This is a genomic window from Lacticaseibacillus suihuaensis, assembly GCF_054785075.1.
In genome coordinates this window covers 163,513-179,098 of sequence record NZ_BAAGBJ010000006.1, presented here as the reverse complement: position 1 = coordinate 179,098, position 15,586 = coordinate 163,513, and the positions used below count along the sequence as shown (strand labels likewise).

Here is a 15,586-nt window from a genome sequence, read left to right as displayed (position 1 = left end):
TGCAATTGAAGCCTTTGATTCAGTCCCAGTAAGAAATTCCTCTACCGCTTTAACCTTTATTTCCATCTGAATCTTGGTCATAGAAAAACCCCCAAAGTCGTTTCCAACTTTGAGGGTAAACGTCATTGCCGGCAATTCGGCAACTGATTTTTTGTCATGCAGGTTACTTGATGGCCTTGGCCACTGCGGCGTTGACCGCAGCGCCTTCCGCGGCGATCAAGGCGACGCGACCGGCGATGGCCTTGGTGTCCATCGCGATTTCGCGACCCAGACCCGGCACGTCCTTCTTGGGTTCGAAGAAGGCCTTGAACTCGGCCAGACGTTCCGGCGTGTAGAAGCGCCCGGCGGAAACGGTGATGTAGGTGGTGAACTCCATGTCGCCACCGACCGTTTTTTCAAGCCAGGACCATTCCGTCCGCAGCCAGTCCCAGGCCGCCTGCTGGCCGACCGGGTTGGCGAGCACGCCGGCGTACCAGCCGCGCAGGTCCTGCGGCTTGATGGTGTCGGCATCCTCGAAAGCGTCGATCAAACGGCCAATCAAAACGGAATCCTGCGTGTCCGTCAGGGCGTACGCGATGGCTTCCTTGTAGTTCGGGTCAGCGGAGGTGCGGTAGTCGCTGAGCAGCTTGTCGAACAGCTCGACGCTGGCGTGCCAGCGAACCTCGCTGGCCAGGATGTAAGGCCGCGTGTTGGCCGGCAGGTCCTTGGGTTCGGTCACCTTGGCGAAGGCGGCGTGGGCCCCGGCAACCGTGGCCGGGTCGCCGGCGTACAGCGCGGCGCTGAGTACCTGCGGCCGCGCGAGCTGGTCGTTGTTGGCCTCGCCGGCAACCGGCGCCCAACCCAGCCGCGCAACGTGGTCAGCGGACAGCTTGGCGAACAGCGCCTTGAGCGCCTTTTCCTCGGTCGAATCCGGGGTGGTGAACTTCTTAAGCATGTTGGCGAGGCCAAACACGGCGCTGAGCACAACGGCGGAGGTGCTGTCGGCAAACTGGGGCAACAACGGCACAACCTTGGCGTAAGAAATCTGACCGCCTTCCGCCAGCAGCCGCTGGTCTTGCAGCAGCTGCAGCTGTGCAATCGGGTCGAGGTCGCCCGCCGTTGCCAGCAGGTCGGCCAAAAGCGTCGCGTCGTACTTGACGATGAAGTGCGACTCGTTGCCGACGTTCAGGCGGAATGGCTTGCCGGCGGCGTCGCGCAGGGTCTGGTAATCACCGAGGTCAAGCGTCTGGGTGGTCATCAGCTGCGGCGTCGCGTAGTTGCCGTTCAACGGAATCTGCCACTGGCGGCCAGAGTCTTTGCCTTCGCCGATGAAGAACTGCTTTTGGCTCAGCGTGAGCTTGCCGTCAACCACGGAGGCTGAGACCACCGGGTAACCGGACTGCTCGAGCCAGCCGTGCATGATGGTGCCCAGGTCGATGCCGGCCGCGTCGCCCAAGGCGGCCCAAAGGTCGGCGCCGGCGGCATTGCCGTACTGGTTGGCGTCAAAGTACGCCTTCAAGCCCTTGCGCAGCGCGTCATCGCCGATCAGGCCACGCACCATCACCAGCATGCGGGCGCCCTTGGCGTAGACGATCGCGCCATCGAAGAGCGCGTCGATTTCGGCCGGGTCCTCCACCTGCATGTGAACGGACTGAACGCCAGGCGTCGCGTCACGGCGCAGGGCGGACGGCGCGTCGCCGGTTTGGAAGGTTTCCCAGATGTGCCAGTCGGGCTCCAAGGCATCGATGGCGACGAATTCCATCATGTTGGCGAAGCTTTCGTTCAGCCACAGGTCGTCCCACCACTTCATGGTGACCAAATCGCCGAACCACTGGTGGGCCAGCTCGTGGGCGATGACGGTGGCGATCAGCTGTTTTTGGCGCAGCGTGGAGTTGCTTGGGTCAAGCGTCAGGTAAGCCTCACGGTAGGTGACAAGCCCCCAGTTCTCCATCGCACCGGCGGAAAAGTCCGGCAGCCCCAGCTGGTAGGAGTGCGGCAGCGGGTACGGGGTCTGGTAGAAGTCCTCGTAAAACTCGATCGAGCGCTTGGCGATGTCCAAGGCAAAGTCAAGCTCCTCCGGCTTGTGGGCCTTGGTGGTGAAGACGCCGATTTCAACGCCTGACTTGGTCTTGGTCAGCTTCTTTTGCATGTCACCGAAGGCAAAGGCCACCAGGTACGTGGACATCTTGCGGGTGGTGTCGAAGTAGTGGACCCCGCCTTCTTCCTTGACCTCTGGCATGTTGGCGATCACGGTTTCGCCCGGCTGCTCGTCGAACTTGATGGCCAGATCGAAGGTCGCCTTGGCCTCCGGCTCGTCGACGCCTGGGAAGGCCTGACGCGCCGCGGTGGTCTCAAATTGGGTGCCGATCAGCTGCTTCTTGACGCCGGCGACCTCGTAGTAAGACGGGTAGATGCCCATCATGGTGTCGGTCAACGGGGCCGTGTAGTCGACGGTCACCGTCACGTCACCGGCGGCCGGCAGCGTGATGGCGATGGTCTGGGCCGCGTTATCCACGGTGAACGGCACGGCCGCCCCATCCGCCGTCACGGCGCTGACGGTCAGGTCCTTTTGGTTCAGGCGAATCGCCGCGTCCGTCGCGTGGCCTTGAACCGTCGTCTTGCCGGCAATCAGCTTGGTCTGGCGGTCGACGTCCAAGTAGAGGTCGTAATGGGTCGGCTGGAAAGTCTCATACAAATGCTTCGTCGCTGTCATAATATCCTCCATAAAATGTAATGTGCATTCATTATAACGCAATCAGGTAGCCCCTGCCGCTTTTTCAGCCATCGCCTCCGTCTTGCCAGTCTCGCCGGACTAAAAAAGCGACCCGCGATGGGGTCGCTTGGCGGCGCTAGGCCAGCGTCGCCGCAAGCGCCTGGGCTCGCGGTCCCACCGCCGTGTAGGAGAGCTGGCGCAGGTCGTCGTGGTCCGGGTCCTTGTGAAAATGAATCATCAAGTAGGCCTCGGGCATCGCGTCGCCCAGAAACTCGGGCCACTCGACGACGCTGACGCCGTCGCCTTCGAAGTACTCCTCAAGGCCCAAGTCGCCGGCCCCGCCGTCTTCCAGGCGGTAGATGTCCATATGGTACAGCGGCAGGCGGCCATCTTGGTACTCGCGAATGATGGTGAACGTCGGGCTCTTGATGTAATCGGCGATGCCCAAGCCCGAGGCGAGACCCTTGGTAAAGCTGGTCTTGCCGGCGCCTAAGTCGCCGTCCAAAAGCAGCACATCCCCGGCCTGAAGCTGGGCGGCCAGGGCCGTCGCCAGGGCCTGCAGTTGTTGTTCATTCAGTGATTCCATGGTGACCTCCAGTCAGTACCCGGTTCCCCGGGGCAAAAACACGCCTGCTAGGCAGGCGTGAGCAAAGCGTGAGCGGCCTAGGCCGTGATGTTTTGGGCCGCGGTGATGATGGCCAGCTTGTAGACGTCCTCTTCGTTGCAGCCGCGCGACAGGTCGGCGACCGGCGCGTTCAGGCCCTGCAGGATCGGGCCGATGGCCTCAAAGCCGCCGAAGCGCTGCGCAATCTTGTAGCCGATGTTGCCGGCCTGCAGATCTGGGAAAATGAAAACATTGGCGTTGCCGGCGACCGTCGAGTCCGGCGCCTTGAGCTTGGCGACGCTTGGCACAAAGGCGGCGTCGAACTGCAGCTCGCCGTCAAGCGCCAGGTCCGGTGCCAGCTCGTGGGCAATCTTGGTGGCCTCGACCACCTTGTCGACCTGCGGCGCCTTGGCGGAACCCTTGGTGGAGAAGCTCAGCATCGCAACCTTGGGGTCGATGTCGAACAGCTTGGCCGTGCGAGCGGATTCCACCGCAATCTCGGCCAGCTCCTGGGCGTTGGGGTCGATGTTGATCGCGTTGTCGGCGAACAGGTAACGCTCGTCGCGACCGCGCTGCATGATGAACGCGCCGCTGATGCGGGAGGCATCCGGCCGGGTCTTCACGATCTGCAGGGCCGGGCGAACGGTATCGGCGGTGCTGTGAACGGCACCGGACACCATGCCGTTGGCCTTGCCCATGTACACCAGCATGGTGCCGAAGTAGTTGGGATCTTGCACCATGGTGTCGGCCTGCTCCGGCGTCGCCTTGCCCTTGCGGCGTGCGACGAAGGCCGCGGCCATCTCGGCGTGAATCGGGTCGGTCGCCGGGTCGCGCAGCTCGACGCGGGAGAGGTCGAAGCCCTTGGCCGCAGCGACTTCACGAATCGCGTCCAAGTTGCCCAAGATGATTGGCTTAATCAGGCCATCGGCGGCCAGCCGCACGGCGGCGCCGATGATCCGCGGATCTGTGCCTTCGGGGAAAACGATAGTCAGGTCTTTGCCGGAAATTTTTTGTTTCAAACTGTCAAATAAATCCAAGAGCGGTCCCTCCAAATGTCTTTTGCCAATGTTAGCGCATCCACGCTTCGCTGACTATCATACCAGTCCCGCGGCGTGACGGCAATGACTACGCTTACTTTATGAGACAGTTTTGACCCAAATTGAAACACTTCAGGCTTCGGGAACCGCCGGCAGGCGCCAGTCGATCGGCGCCTGTCCCAGCCGGGCCAGCGCCGCGTTGGTCTTGGAGAACGGCTTGCTGCCGAAGAACCCGCGGTAGGCCGACAACGGGCTGGGGTGGACGGACGAGATGATCGCGTTCTTGCCGGTGTCGATCAAGGCCGCCTTGGCCTTGGCCGCGCTGCCCCACAGAATGAACACGACGCCGCCGCGGTCGGATAAGGCCGCAATCGCCGCGTCGGTCAGCTCCTCCCAGCCCTGATGCTGATGGGAGTACGCCTGCCCGGCCCGGACGGTCAGCACCGCGTTGAGCAAAAGCACCCCTTGCTGGGCCCAGGCCTTCAGGTAGCCGTGGGTCACCGGGGCGATGCCTAAGTCGTCTTGCAGCTCCTTGTAAATGTTGACCAGAGACGGCGGCAGCGCCACCCCCGGGGCGACGGCGAAGCTCGCCCCCACCGCCTGGTTGGGCCCGTGGTACGGGTCCTGGCCGAGAATCACGACCTTGGTGGCCGCAAAGCTGGTCCATTCGAAGGCCTGGAAAATGTGGTGCATCTCCGGGTAGATGGTCGCAGTCGCGTACTCCTGCTTGAGAAACTGGTGCAGCCGGCGGTAGGTCGGACCGGCGAACACCGGCGCCAGCACCGTCTGCCAGTCGTTGTGAATCAAGGTTTTCATGGCGAATCCTCCCTGACTAGTGTACAAAAGCAAACGCCGCTTGGCTACCTTCCGCACGGGATTCGTGCTACTCTTTAGGTAGACACTCACCCAAAGGAGGATCCCCACGTGATTAAGATCATTGCCTCAGACATGGACGGCACCCTGCTCAACGACCAGATGCAAGTCAGCCCGGCCAACGCCGCCGCCATTCGCCGCGCCCAAGCCGGCGGCATCGAGTTCATGGTGGCGACCGGCCGCGCCCTAGCCGAGGCCCAACCCCTGATGGCGGCCCACGACCTGCACCCGGCCTTCATCACCCTGAACGGGGCCCGGGTGTTCGATGCCGAAGGGTCACTCGAGGTCGACGTGCCGCTGACGCCGGCCAGCGTGTCGCGCATCACCACGCTTTTGGACGCCGACCACCTCTACTACGAGCTGGTTACGGCCACCGGCGTCGTGTCCAACAGCAAGGTCTCGCGCATCCAAAACATCGCCGACCTGCTGGTGAACCTGAACCCGGACACCACCTACAAAATCGCCGTCGCGCTGGCCGCCGCGCGGCTTGAGCTGATGAACATCACCTACGTGCCGGATTACGCGCCGCTGTTGGCCGACCCGAACGTCGAAATCATGAAGATCATCGCCTTTTCAAGCGCCGGGCAGCAGGTGCTGGCCGGACCCAAGGCGGCGCTTGAGGCCCAAGGCGACCTGATCGTCACCGCCAGCGCCGAAACCAACATCGAAATCAACGACCGCCGGGCCCAAAAAGGCCTGGCGCTGGCCGCCTACGCCGCGCAGCAAGGCGTGACGATGGCCGAGTGCATGGCCATCGGCGACAACCTCAACGACGCGTCGATGATCCAACGCGCAGGCTTTGGGGTGGCGATGGGCAACGCCGTGCCGGCCATCAAGCAGCTGGCCTGGGCCACCACCGGCACCAACACCGAAGACGGCGTCGCCCAGGCGATCGACCGCGCCCTTGCGATCAACCGCCAGGAGGCAGACGATGGATTACTACATTGATGCCCAAGCGCTGCACGACGGCGGCATGACGGTGGTCAAAGACGCCGCCTTTCGCCCCGCCTTCATCCTGAACGGCCGCCACGGGCTGGCTAACGACGGCTTCAACCTGCACACCATCGACGGCACCCACGTCGGCAGCATCCGCCAACGCACCGTGGGCATGTTCCCACGCTACGACCTGTACCTCAGCCAATCGCGGGTCGGCTCGGTGAAAAAAATGTTCGGCGTCTGGCACGAGTTCGTCTTCGTCTCCGATCTCAACTGGATGATCATCGGCAACATGCTGGCTAACAACTACCGCATCTACCACGGCATGAAGGCGGTCACCACCATCGCCGCGGTCGGCGCGGCGACCGGCACCACCTTCAAAATCGCGATCAAGGACCAAAAAGACGCGCCGGCCGGCATCCTGCTGGCCGCGATTTTGGACCGCTGGCGCCAGATCTACCAGGCCAACCCGCTGGTTCGCCACGACCCCGCCAGCATCAGCTACGGCGTGTGACGCCGTAGCCCAAAAACGAAGCCACCTCACGTGAGGCGGCTTCGTTTTTTAATTGCTACTCATCTGCGTCAGGCTCGTCGAGGCTGTAGTACAGCCCGGGCTCGGGCTCAAGCACTTCGGCCCAGGGATCGGCTTCAAGCGCCGCGGCCGCCGCGGCCGCATCCGGCGCCGCCCAAGGCACCACGAAGCGCGGCGCCAGCCGGCGACAAACCGCCAGGCGTTCCGGCGTGGCGCCATCGGGCATGGCCAGCATCAGCATCGCCAACCACCGGTCGTGCAGCGCCTGCAAGGCGGCCGCATCAAGCGCGGCTTCGGTCACGAAGCCAAACGCGCGAAAGCCGTCGGCCACCACCCAGGCCGCCGGGCCGACCGCCGTGACGGTCAGCCCGGAGACGGTGCCGGTGGTGCCGGCGGCCAGCGCGTGTAAGTGGCCCAGCGGTTGGCCGGCAGGGCCGCTCCCCGCCGGCGCGGAATCCGTAGTCGTGACATACACCGGTACGGCGGCCGCTACCGCCTGCAAGGCCGCATCGTCCTGCGGGGCCGCGGCCGGTTGCAGGACCACCACCGCGGTCGCACCGGCGATGACCGCAGGCAGCTGCGGCGCCACCGCACCCAAGTCGCCGGGGCGGTCCAGCACCACCACCCGGGTGGCGCCTTGGCTGAGCTCAACGCCGTTGCCGCCGAACTCGGGGCCGGCTAAGAATCTGATTTGGGTCATGGGGCCTCCAAGCCGCCGGCTCAAATGGCCAGCGTCATGTGATTGTAGCGGTGTGAACCGATCATCAGCTCGCCTTGCTTCGTGTAGCCGCACTTGCGGTACAGGTGCTCGGCCTTGGGGTTGGTCTGATCGACGTTCAACGACAGCGTGGTCACGCCTCGCGCGGCCAGCAGCTTGGCCACCTCGGTCAAGAGCTTGGTGCCGATGCCGTGGCCCTGTGCCGCCGGCGCCACGGCGAGGGTGTCGACGTACCACTCGCCGGGGTAGCTTTCAAAATCGGGGAAGAGCTCTTGGTCTGGCGTCAGGCCGACCTTGGGCAACAGCGGCTTGAACGCGTCGTCGATGTGGGCCTCGCGGTCGTGGCCGTAGCCGACCAAGATGCCGTCGACACCGTGGTCGCCGACGTGGACGAAGGTCTGCGGGTAGCCGTAGCGGTAGTCCTTGAGCAGAAAGGCCTGCTCGAACACCGCAAACAGCGCAGGTTCTGACATGGCCTGAAGCTCAGGCACCTCCATCTCCTCGAACACGAGGTTGATCAAGGGAACCACTTGCTTGGCGTCTTTTGGAACAGCTGGTCGAATCATTTTTACTCACGGCTTCACATTTTGGCGCGGCTTGCCGTGAATTCCCTCCTCAAGGCCGCGCCCAATGTATCCAGCGTAACGCATACGCACCCGCAACACTAGGTGTCACCGGCGATTTTGTCCAAAATGTGACAATTAACCAGTCGCAAGCGATTACATGAGCCCTCTCGCTTACCAACGGGACCCGAATTGCGTTAAGGTAGTAGGGTAAGAAAATACGCATCATCATGCGCCGGAGGTCAGTATGTTAGAGAAGAAATTTTACGATCAGTTATTCGCCCACTCGTTCAACATTCCCGTTCTTGTCACCTACTGGGACGGCGACGTCAAGCAGTACGGCACCGGAACGAATCCGCTGAGCGTCACCTTCAAGAAGCCGGTACCCCTGCTTCAGGTGATGAAAAACGCGAGCCTGGCTTTGGGCGAGGCCTACATGCGCGGCGATATCACCGTGGTCGGCGGCCAGTACCCACTGCAGCGGCTGTTGACCGCGGCCTACGAAAGCGCCGGCAGCTTCATGAAAAACCCCGCCCTCAAGCGCTTCATCCCCAAGCAGTCGCACTCGGAGCAGAAAAGCAAAAAAGACATTCAGGCCCATTACGACCTGGGCAACGACTTCTACCGCCTGTGGCTGGACGACACGATGACCTACTCTTGTGCCTACTTCGATGACTGGCACGAAGACCTCACCCAGGCGCAAAAAAACAAGGTCGAGCACATTTTGCGCAAGCTCGACCCGCAGCCCGGCCGCACCTTCCTGGACATCGGCTGCGGCTGGGGGACCTTGATGCTTCGCGCCGCCACCGAATACCACCTGGACGTCACCGGCATCACGCTGAGCGAAGAGCAGTTCAAGTACGTCAACCAGCGCATCAAGGCGCTGGGGCTTGAGGATCACGCCCGGGTGCTGCTGTGCGACTACCGCGAGCTGGACCACGCGCCGTTCGATTACGTCACCTCCGTCGGCATGTTCGAGCACGTTGGCAAGGAGAACCTCGGCCTCTACTTCCAAGACGTCGCCAAGCTGATGAAGGCCAACGGCACCGCGCTGATCCACGGCATCACGCGCCAGCAAGGCGGTGCGACCAACGCCTGGCTGACCAAGTACATTTTCCCCGGCGGTTACGTCCCCGGCCTGAGCGAAAACGTCGACCACATCACGGCGGCCGGCCTTGAAATCGCCGACCTCGAGCCGCTGCGCCGCCACTACCAGCGAACGCTTGAACTGTGGGACCAAAACTTCAACGCCAAGCGCAACCTGATTCAATCGCAGTTCGATTACAGCTTCGTTCGCATGTGGGACCTCTACCTGCAGGCGGCCGCCGCGTCCTTTGAATCCGGCAACATCGACGTCATCCAGTACCTGTTGACCAAAGGCGCCTCGGGCCACGGCCTGCCGCTGACCCGCGAGTACATGTACTGATTCTCAGCCATCACAAAACGCGCCGCACAATCGCCATCCAGCTGGATGCGCAATTGTGCGGCGCGTTTTTCAGTAGCGTTCCTTCATCGCCCGGGCGATGTCGCGCTTTTGGTCCTTTTGCTTCAAGGCCTCACGCTTGTCGTAGAGCTTCTTGCCCTGGGCCACGCCGATCAGGACCTTGGCGTAGCCGTGCTTGAGGTACATGCGCAGCGGGACGATGGTCAGCCCCTGCTGATCCGTGGCCTCGAGCAGCTTCTTGATTTCTTTCTTGTGGAGCAAGAGCTTGCGGTTGCGCAGCGGATCGGCGTTGAACTGGTTGCCCTGCGCGAACGGGCTGATGTTAACGTTCTCCAGCCACGCCTCGTTGTTGCGAACCCGGGCGAAGCCGTCCTTGAGGTTGACCTTGCCGGCTCGCACGGACTTAATCTCCGTGCCGGTCAGCGCGATGCCGGCCTCGTAAGTGTCGAGGATGTTGTAGTCGTGGCGCGCCTTTTTGTTTTGCGCCAGCAAATTATCAGGCTTTGGCTGCATTTTCTTGGCCAAGGTGACGTCACTCCTTTCAAGAGAGGGTGGAGCGAGGCGGTTTTAGCCGGTCGGGTAGCGTAAGGCTGGGCATTGGGCCCGAACTTGGCCCAGTGCCCGGCCATAGCAGGCCGAACCGGCGTTGCCTCGCGGAACCCGTTTTAGAGGGGGGAAAAGCGCGGGTTTAGCGGGACGGGTAGCCGAGCGCTAGCGTTGGGGCGGGTTGTGCCCCGGCGCTGGTGCCTCGCTAGCCGCTCCCGCGTTGCGCTTTGGAACCCGTTTAGAGGGTGGAGCCGAGCGCCTAGCTGACCGGCCAGCGTAGGACTGCCCTGCCCCCTAGTGCTTGCCGCGGTTGCCGCCGCGGCCTTGGGTGTTGCGGATCTGGGCGCCGATGGTGTTGCCGAAGCCGTGGCTTTGGCCGCCGTTGCCGCGCCCGTTGCCTTGGCCGCTGCGGCCGTGGTTTTGGCCACCCTGGCCCGGCCGGTTGCGGTTTTGACCGTTACCGCCCCCTTGGCCGTTGCGCGGCCCATTGCCGCGGCGATCCGAGCGGCCTTGGCCGCCGTTGCCGCGACCGCGGCTGTTTTGGGCGGCCAGGGCCTGGACGTCGGCGTCGGCCACCGGCGCGTCCTTGTCGGGAATCAGCGAGAAGTCGACCTGGCGCTGCTCGACGTCGACGTTGTCGAGCTTCACGCGCAGCGGCTGGCCGATGCGGAAGATGTGGTGCATCCGAGAGCCGACCAGGGCCATCTGGCTTTCGACGAAGTTGTAGTAGTCGTCGCCCATGCGGGTGATGTGAACCAGGCCCTCGACGGTGTTGGGCAGGGCCACGAACATGCCGAAGCTGGTGACACCGCTGACCACGGCGTCGAAGGTCTCGCCGACCTTGTCGGCCATGAACTCGGCCTTTTTGAGGTCGTCGACGGCACGTTCGGCGTCGATACTGTGGCGCTCACGCACGGAGGTCTGCACGGCAATACCAGGCAGCTTCTCGGTCCACTTGTCCTGCACGGCCTCGCCGGCCCCGCGCAGCGCGTAATCGCGAATCAAGCGGTGGACGATCAGGTCCGGGTAGCGGCGAATCGGGCTGGTGAAGTGCGTGTAGTACTGCGCCGCGATGCCGAAGTGGCCGAGCGGATCCTCGGAGTAACGCGCCTGCTTCAGGCTGCGCAGCATTTTGACGTTGACCATCATCTCTTCCGGGGTGCCGGCGACTTCGGTGTTGACGTCTTGCAGCATCTTCGGGGTGACCGGGACACCCTTTTTGATTGGAACGTGGATGCCGAAGGTCGACAGGAAGTCGATGAAGTCCTTGATGCGGTCGTCGTCCGGGGTTTCGTGGACGCGGTACAGGAACGGCAGGTGCAGCTTGCTGTAATGCTCGGCCACGGTTTCGTTGGCCTGCAGCATGAAGCTTTCGATCATCCGCTCGGAGATGCCGCGGTCCCGCAGCACGATGTCTGTCGGGTGGCCCTGGTCATCGACGATGATCTTGGCCTCGTTTTCTTCAAAATCGATCGCGCCGCGGCCGTGACGCATCTTGTAAAGCACGTCATGCATCTCGTGCATCAGCTTCAGCATCGGCACCAGGTCGCCATACTCGGCAATCGCCGCCTCGTCGCCCTTGAACACGTCGTTGACCTTGTTGTAGGTCAAACGACCGTGCGAGCGGATCACGCTTTGGTAAATCTCGTGGCTCACCACGTGGCCCTCGTGGTCGATCTCCATGTCGCAAGACATCGCGAGGCGGTCGACATCCGGGTTCAGCGAGCAGATGCCGTTGGAAAGGCGGAACGGTAGCATCGGAATCACACGGTCGACCAGGTACGTCGAGGTGCCGCGGTCGTAAGTCTCCTTGTCAAGCGGCGAGCCCTCGGTGACGTAGTACGACACGTCGGCGATGTGAACGCCCAGGTGGTAGTTGCCGTTGGGCAGCTGCCAAGCGACCACGGCGTCGTCGAAGTCCTTGGAGTCGTCGCCGTCGATGGTCACCACCGGCTGATCGGTGATGTCGCGGCGGCCGACGCGGTCGGCGTCGGTCACGTGGTCCGGAATTGCGTTGGCCTGGGCCATCGCGTCTTCCGGGTAGTCGACGTGAATGTCATTGGCCATCACCAAAGACATGATGTCGACGCCCGGGTCGTTCTTGTTGCCCAGGTTGGCGACGATGATACCGAGCATGCTGGCCGGGCGGCTTTCATCCGGGTAGGCCGTGATCTCGACTTGCAGCATGTCGCCGAGCTGCGGGACGCTGCCGGTGTTTTGGACCAGCACCGGGTAGCGGTGCAGCTTCTTCTCATGGCTGGTCACCGTGCCGATGAAGCCGGTACGCGCCGCCTCACCGTCGGACAGCGGGGTGTACTCGCCGACCAACCGCGTGATTTTGCGCTCGACCACGGCCACCACCTCGCCTTCGGGGCCGCGGGTGTCGCCTGCGGCCGGCTGGCGCGTGATGCGCACCTCGACCGTGTCGCCGTCCAGGGCGAACTTGGTGCTTGGCGGGGCGATGAAGACGTCGTTGTCTTGGTCTTCAATGGCTACGAAGCCGAAGCCCTTCTCGTTGCCGTGGAAAATCCCCAGCAGGCTTTGGGCCTTGCCGCCGAGGTGGTACAGGTCCTGTTCCTGGTGAATCAGGTTATCGTTTTGCAGTCCTTCCAGTGCCTGCACCAGCACCTTGAAGTCCCCGGCGTCCTCGAGTTTCAACGCGCGGTTCAAGGACTGCACGGAAAAGCCGACTTCCGGGTTGCGCCGAAACAGCGCCAGTAATTCGTTTCTAATGTGGCCGACAGTGGTCATGGACAATTCCCTCGTTTTCTAGAATGGGTGACTTACTCAAAAAAAGACCTCCGGATTTCAGGAGGCCTTCGTTAGTGGGATGACAGGTACACCAGGGCAAGCGACAAGCCGAAGAACAACGCGCCCAAGACGACGGTCACTTTCTCCATGAAGGCTTCGAACCCTCGCGACTTTTGCTTACCGAACAGGTCCGTTGCCCCACCGGATAACGCACTCAAGGCGTCTTGCTGCTTGCTTGGCTGCATCAAGGTCGCGATCACGATTAGGACCGAGTCGATGATGAGCAGCACCGTGAATAGATTGCTCAAGTGAATGCCTCCTCAAATGAAAAACTCACTAGTAGTAGCCTATCACAAAGCCTTGCAATTGGCTAGACCAAGCGGCAAATTGCTCAGCCATCCGTGCCTTGCGCCGCCTTAGCGGCAATCTGCGCGGCCACCTTCGCCCGACGGCTGCTGTCTGTCAGCACCACCAGGGTGTCACCGGCGCGAATCACGGTGTCCCCGTGCGGCAGCACCGTATCCGAGCCGCGGCGAATGCTCATCAAAAGCGTGTGCTTGGGCCAGCTGACGCTGCGAACGGCGACGCCTTCCAACGCGCTGCCCTCAAAAATCGGCACCTCCACGCGGTCCATGTGGTGAATCCCGGCCAGCGCCTCCGGCTTGGTCAACCGCGCCAGCAGCGACTCGTAGATTGGGGCCCCGCCCAGCACGTCGACGACGACGTAGGCGACCAAGGACAGCACCGCCATGGCCATCAGGTTGGTCAGGTTCCCCACCATTTCGGTGATCAGCAGAATCGCGGTGAACGGCGCCTTGCCGATGCCGGCGAAGTACCCGGCCATGGAGAAAATAATCAGGTTCATGATGTAGACGTGCGGCAGCCAGCCGATCTGGGCCATGAACACCGCATACACCGCCCCGATCACCGCGCCAAGCGACAGGATCGGCAGGAAAATCCCACCGGGCAGCCCCGAGCCGTACGAAATCATCGAAAACGCGAAGCGCAACGCCAGCATCCCGCACAAGGCGGCCAAGGTCGGCAGCTGGTCGCCCATCGCGATGATCAGCCCGTTGCCGCCGCCTAGCAGCTGCGGCACGGTTAGGCCGATAGGAATCACCAACAGGAACGGCACGATGCCCTGAAAGGCCCGGGGAATGCGGGTCTTGGCGTACCACTGCGGCATGGCCAACAGCACCCGCTGGTAGAGGTAACCGAGCAGCCCCAAGACGATGCCCAACAGCAGCAGGTGCCAGTACAGCGTGACCGGCAGCGGCTTGGTGTAGGCCAGGTGCAACACCGGCACCTCGCCGAAGACGTTCAGCGAGATGAAATTGGCCCCGATGGCGCTGGCGAGGCTTGTGATCCACACCAGCGGACTGAAGTTGTGATAGACCTCCTCCAGCACGAACATCGTGCCGGCGATCGGCGCGTTGAACGCGGCGGCCAGGCCACCGGCGGCCCCGGCGGCGATCATGATGCGCCGATCCGACCCGCGCCGCTTGAAGCCGGCGGCGACGCCTTGCCCGACCGCGGCGCCGAGCTGAATCGACGGGCCTTCCCGCCCTAGGAACAGCCCGGCCCCCAGGCCCAGGACCCCGGCGACGAACTTCTTCCAAAGCACCGACCACCAGGAGAACTCAAGCTCGCCTTGCAGCTGGCCTTCGACCTGCGGAATCCCAGAGCCCGAGATGTTGGGCTCGCTGTGTAGCAGCCAGGCCACCAGCGCCGCCAACACGACCGCCGCGACCACCAACAGCGCCACCGTACCGGGCGTCGCGTGGCGGTAGACGCCTTGCACGAAGGCCAGGCTGCGCTCGATGCTCAGGCGAAACAGCGAGACCACGGCGCCGGTGGCCACCCCTACCAAAAGCCCCTGCAGCACAAAGCGCAGGCGCGTCGGATCCAAATACCGTTTTGCGGGGTTCAAGCCGCCACCTCCCATGATTGATACCTTCAGTATACACGGATTCCCCGCTCGCCAAAACCCGCCGGGCTCACCGCACCCAGGCGATCAACTGCGTGACGGCCTGCCACAGCAGCGTGGTGCCGTAGACCATCACGATCAACCCTGAAATCAGGTTCACCCACATCAAGAAGCGCTGCGGCAGACGATTTTTGAGCAACCCGATCACCAAGGTGACGCCGAAGAACCACAGCGTGGTGGACGAGAGAATCCCCAGCAGGAACGGCAGCACCTCACCGCTGGCCAGGGTGCTGCGCATCGCGCCGAACGAGACGCTGGTGTCGATGATCGCCTGGGGATTAGCGAAGGCCACCACCCAGGCGCCGGTGAAGGCCTCACCCAGCGGCATGACGTGATCGGAGCCGGCCAAGGTCGCCGCCTTGGCGCCGCGGAAAATGCCCCAGCCCATCCACACGACGATGCCGCCGCCGACCAACAGAATCAACAGCTTCAGCCACGCGAAGCGCGTGATCAAGGCCCCCATGCCCAAAAAGGCGATGAGCGTCAGCGTGGTGTCGGCCATCCAGACGAACAGCGTGATGAGCAGCGCCCGGCGCAACCGGTTGGTCATCGCGTTGTTGAAGACAAATAAATTCTGCATGCCAATTGAGCTGACCAAGGCGATGCTGATCAGCATCCCGCGCAAGTATACCGCCATTCGTGTGCTCCCTCCGCGAGTCGCCCCGCGATTACGTGATAGGGTCCAGCGTAGCGCAAAAAAAGCCCGGCTGTCAATAACCGCCGGGTCAAAAACACACAAAGGGTACCGCGGGTTGCCCCACAGTACCCCGGTTGCGATTGAATTGAGGAATCGCCCCAGCGGCAGGGCAGACTGCCCCCACCAGCCGGGTAGAACCGATTCAGTTGATGGTACGCACTGTGGTGGACCCGGCAGTCGCAGCTCCCTGAAATCAAACCAGTTAA

14 protein-coding genes are annotated in these 15,586 nt (G+C 62.7%); 3 read left to right on the top strand and 11 right to left on the bottom strand.

Going from position 1 to position 15,586, the window contains the following annotated elements; translation table 11 throughout:
* Window positions 1-163: 163 nt before the first annotated feature.
* From ACYVRZ_RS07385 to ACYVRZ_RS07370, 4 genes are all read right to left on the bottom strand, one after another.
* Complete coding sequence (locus tag ACYVRZ_RS07385) at window positions 164-2,692, bottom strand: M1 family metallopeptidase (protein ID WP_461225984.1); 2,529 nt, start codon at window positions 2,690-2,692, stop codon at window positions 164-166.
* 136 nt (window positions 2,693-2,828) lie between these two features.
* Complete coding sequence (gene tsaE, locus ACYVRZ_RS07380; RefSeq protein ID WP_461225983.1) at window positions 2,829-3,278, bottom strand: tRNA (adenosine(37)-N6)-threonylcarbamoyltransferase complex ATPase subunit type 1 TsaE; 450 nt, start codon at window positions 3,276-3,278, stop codon at window positions 2,829-2,831.
* A gap of 77 nt (window positions 3,279-3,355) precedes the next feature.
* Window positions 3,356-4,333 carry a phosphate acetyltransferase gene (gene pta, locus ACYVRZ_RS07375; RefSeq protein ID WP_461225982.1) on the bottom strand — a complete coding sequence of 326 codons (978 nt, stop codon included), beginning with the start codon at window positions 4,331-4,333 and terminating at the stop codon, window positions 3,356-3,358.
* Between the two features lie 132 nt (window positions 4,334-4,465).
* A complete protein-coding gene (locus tag ACYVRZ_RS07370) occupies window positions 4,466-5,149 on the bottom strand; it encodes a uracil-DNA glycosylase (protein WP_461225981.1) in 684 nt (227 codons plus the stop codon).
* Window positions 5,150-5,257: 108 nt separating this feature from the next.
* Here ACYVRZ_RS07370 and ACYVRZ_RS07365 point away from each other — a divergent pair, with 108 nt between their 5' ends.
* Together ACYVRZ_RS07365 and ACYVRZ_RS07360 are read left to right on the top strand one after the other, a co-directional pair.
* Complete coding sequence (locus ACYVRZ_RS07365) at window positions 5,258-6,154, top strand: Cof-type HAD-IIB family hydrolase (RefSeq protein WP_461225980.1); 897 nt, start codon at window positions 5,258-5,260, stop codon at window positions 6,152-6,154.
* Window positions 6,138-6,656 (top strand): LURP-one-related/scramblase family protein, encoded by a 519-nt coding sequence (locus tag ACYVRZ_RS07360; RefSeq protein WP_262316637.1) that lies wholly within the window; start codon window positions 6,138-6,140, stop codon window positions 6,654-6,656. The genes ACYVRZ_RS07365 and ACYVRZ_RS07360 overlap by 17 nt, the downstream gene beginning before the upstream one ends.
* 55 nt (window positions 6,657-6,711) lie before the next feature.
* Here ACYVRZ_RS07360 and ACYVRZ_RS07355 read toward each other — a convergent pair whose 3' ends face one another.
* Complete coding sequence (locus tag ACYVRZ_RS07355) at window positions 6,712-7,374, bottom strand: hypothetical protein (protein WP_461225979.1); 663 nt, start codon at window positions 7,372-7,374, stop codon at window positions 6,712-6,714.
* Window positions 7,375-7,394: 20 nt separating this feature from the next.
* Complete coding sequence (locus tag ACYVRZ_RS07350) at window positions 7,395-7,958, bottom strand: GNAT family N-acetyltransferase (protein WP_461225978.1); 564 nt, start codon at window positions 7,956-7,958, stop codon at window positions 7,395-7,397.
* 244 nt (window positions 7,959-8,202) lie between these two features.
* Here ACYVRZ_RS07350 and ACYVRZ_RS07345 point away from each other — a divergent pair, with 244 nt between their 5' ends.
* Window positions 8,203-9,381 carry a class I SAM-dependent methyltransferase gene (locus ACYVRZ_RS07345; RefSeq protein WP_461225977.1) on the top strand — a complete coding sequence of 393 codons (1,179 nt, stop codon included), beginning with the start codon at window positions 8,203-8,205 and terminating at the stop codon, window positions 9,379-9,381.
* Between the two features lie 69 nt (window positions 9,382-9,450).
* Here ACYVRZ_RS07345 and smpB read toward each other — a convergent pair whose 3' ends face one another.
* The 5 genes from smpB to ACYVRZ_RS07320 form a co-directional block, all read right to left on the bottom strand.
* Complete coding sequence (smpB, locus tag ACYVRZ_RS07340; RefSeq protein WP_262316641.1) at window positions 9,451-9,924, bottom strand: SsrA-binding protein SmpB; 474 nt, start codon at window positions 9,922-9,924, stop codon at window positions 9,451-9,453.
* Window positions 9,925-10,239: 315 nt separating this feature from the next.
* Window positions 10,240-12,696, bottom strand: a complete 2,457-nt coding sequence (gene rnr / locus ACYVRZ_RS07335; protein WP_461225976.1) for a ribonuclease R — start codon at window positions 12,694-12,696, stop codon at window positions 10,240-10,242.
* A gap of 71 nt (window positions 12,697-12,767) precedes the next feature.
* Window positions 12,768-13,004, bottom strand: a complete 237-nt coding sequence (secG, locus tag ACYVRZ_RS07330) for a preprotein translocase subunit SecG (protein ID WP_262316642.1) — start codon at window positions 13,002-13,004, stop codon at window positions 12,768-12,770.
* An 83-nt stretch (window positions 13,005-13,087) separates the two neighbouring features.
* The gene (locus tag ACYVRZ_RS07325) at window positions 13,088-14,641 is read right to left on the bottom strand and encodes a ClC family H(+)/Cl(-) exchange transporter (RefSeq protein WP_461225975.1); all 1,554 of its coding nucleotides are present in this window, start codon (window positions 14,639-14,641) and stop codon (window positions 13,088-13,090) included.
* Between the two features lie 52 nt (window positions 14,642-14,693).
* The gene (locus ACYVRZ_RS07320) at window positions 14,694-15,320 is read right to left on the bottom strand and encodes a LysE/ArgO family amino acid transporter (protein WP_461225974.1); all 627 of its coding nucleotides are present in this window, start codon (window positions 15,318-15,320) and stop codon (window positions 14,694-14,696) included.
* Window positions 15,321-15,586 lie beyond the last annotated feature (266 nt).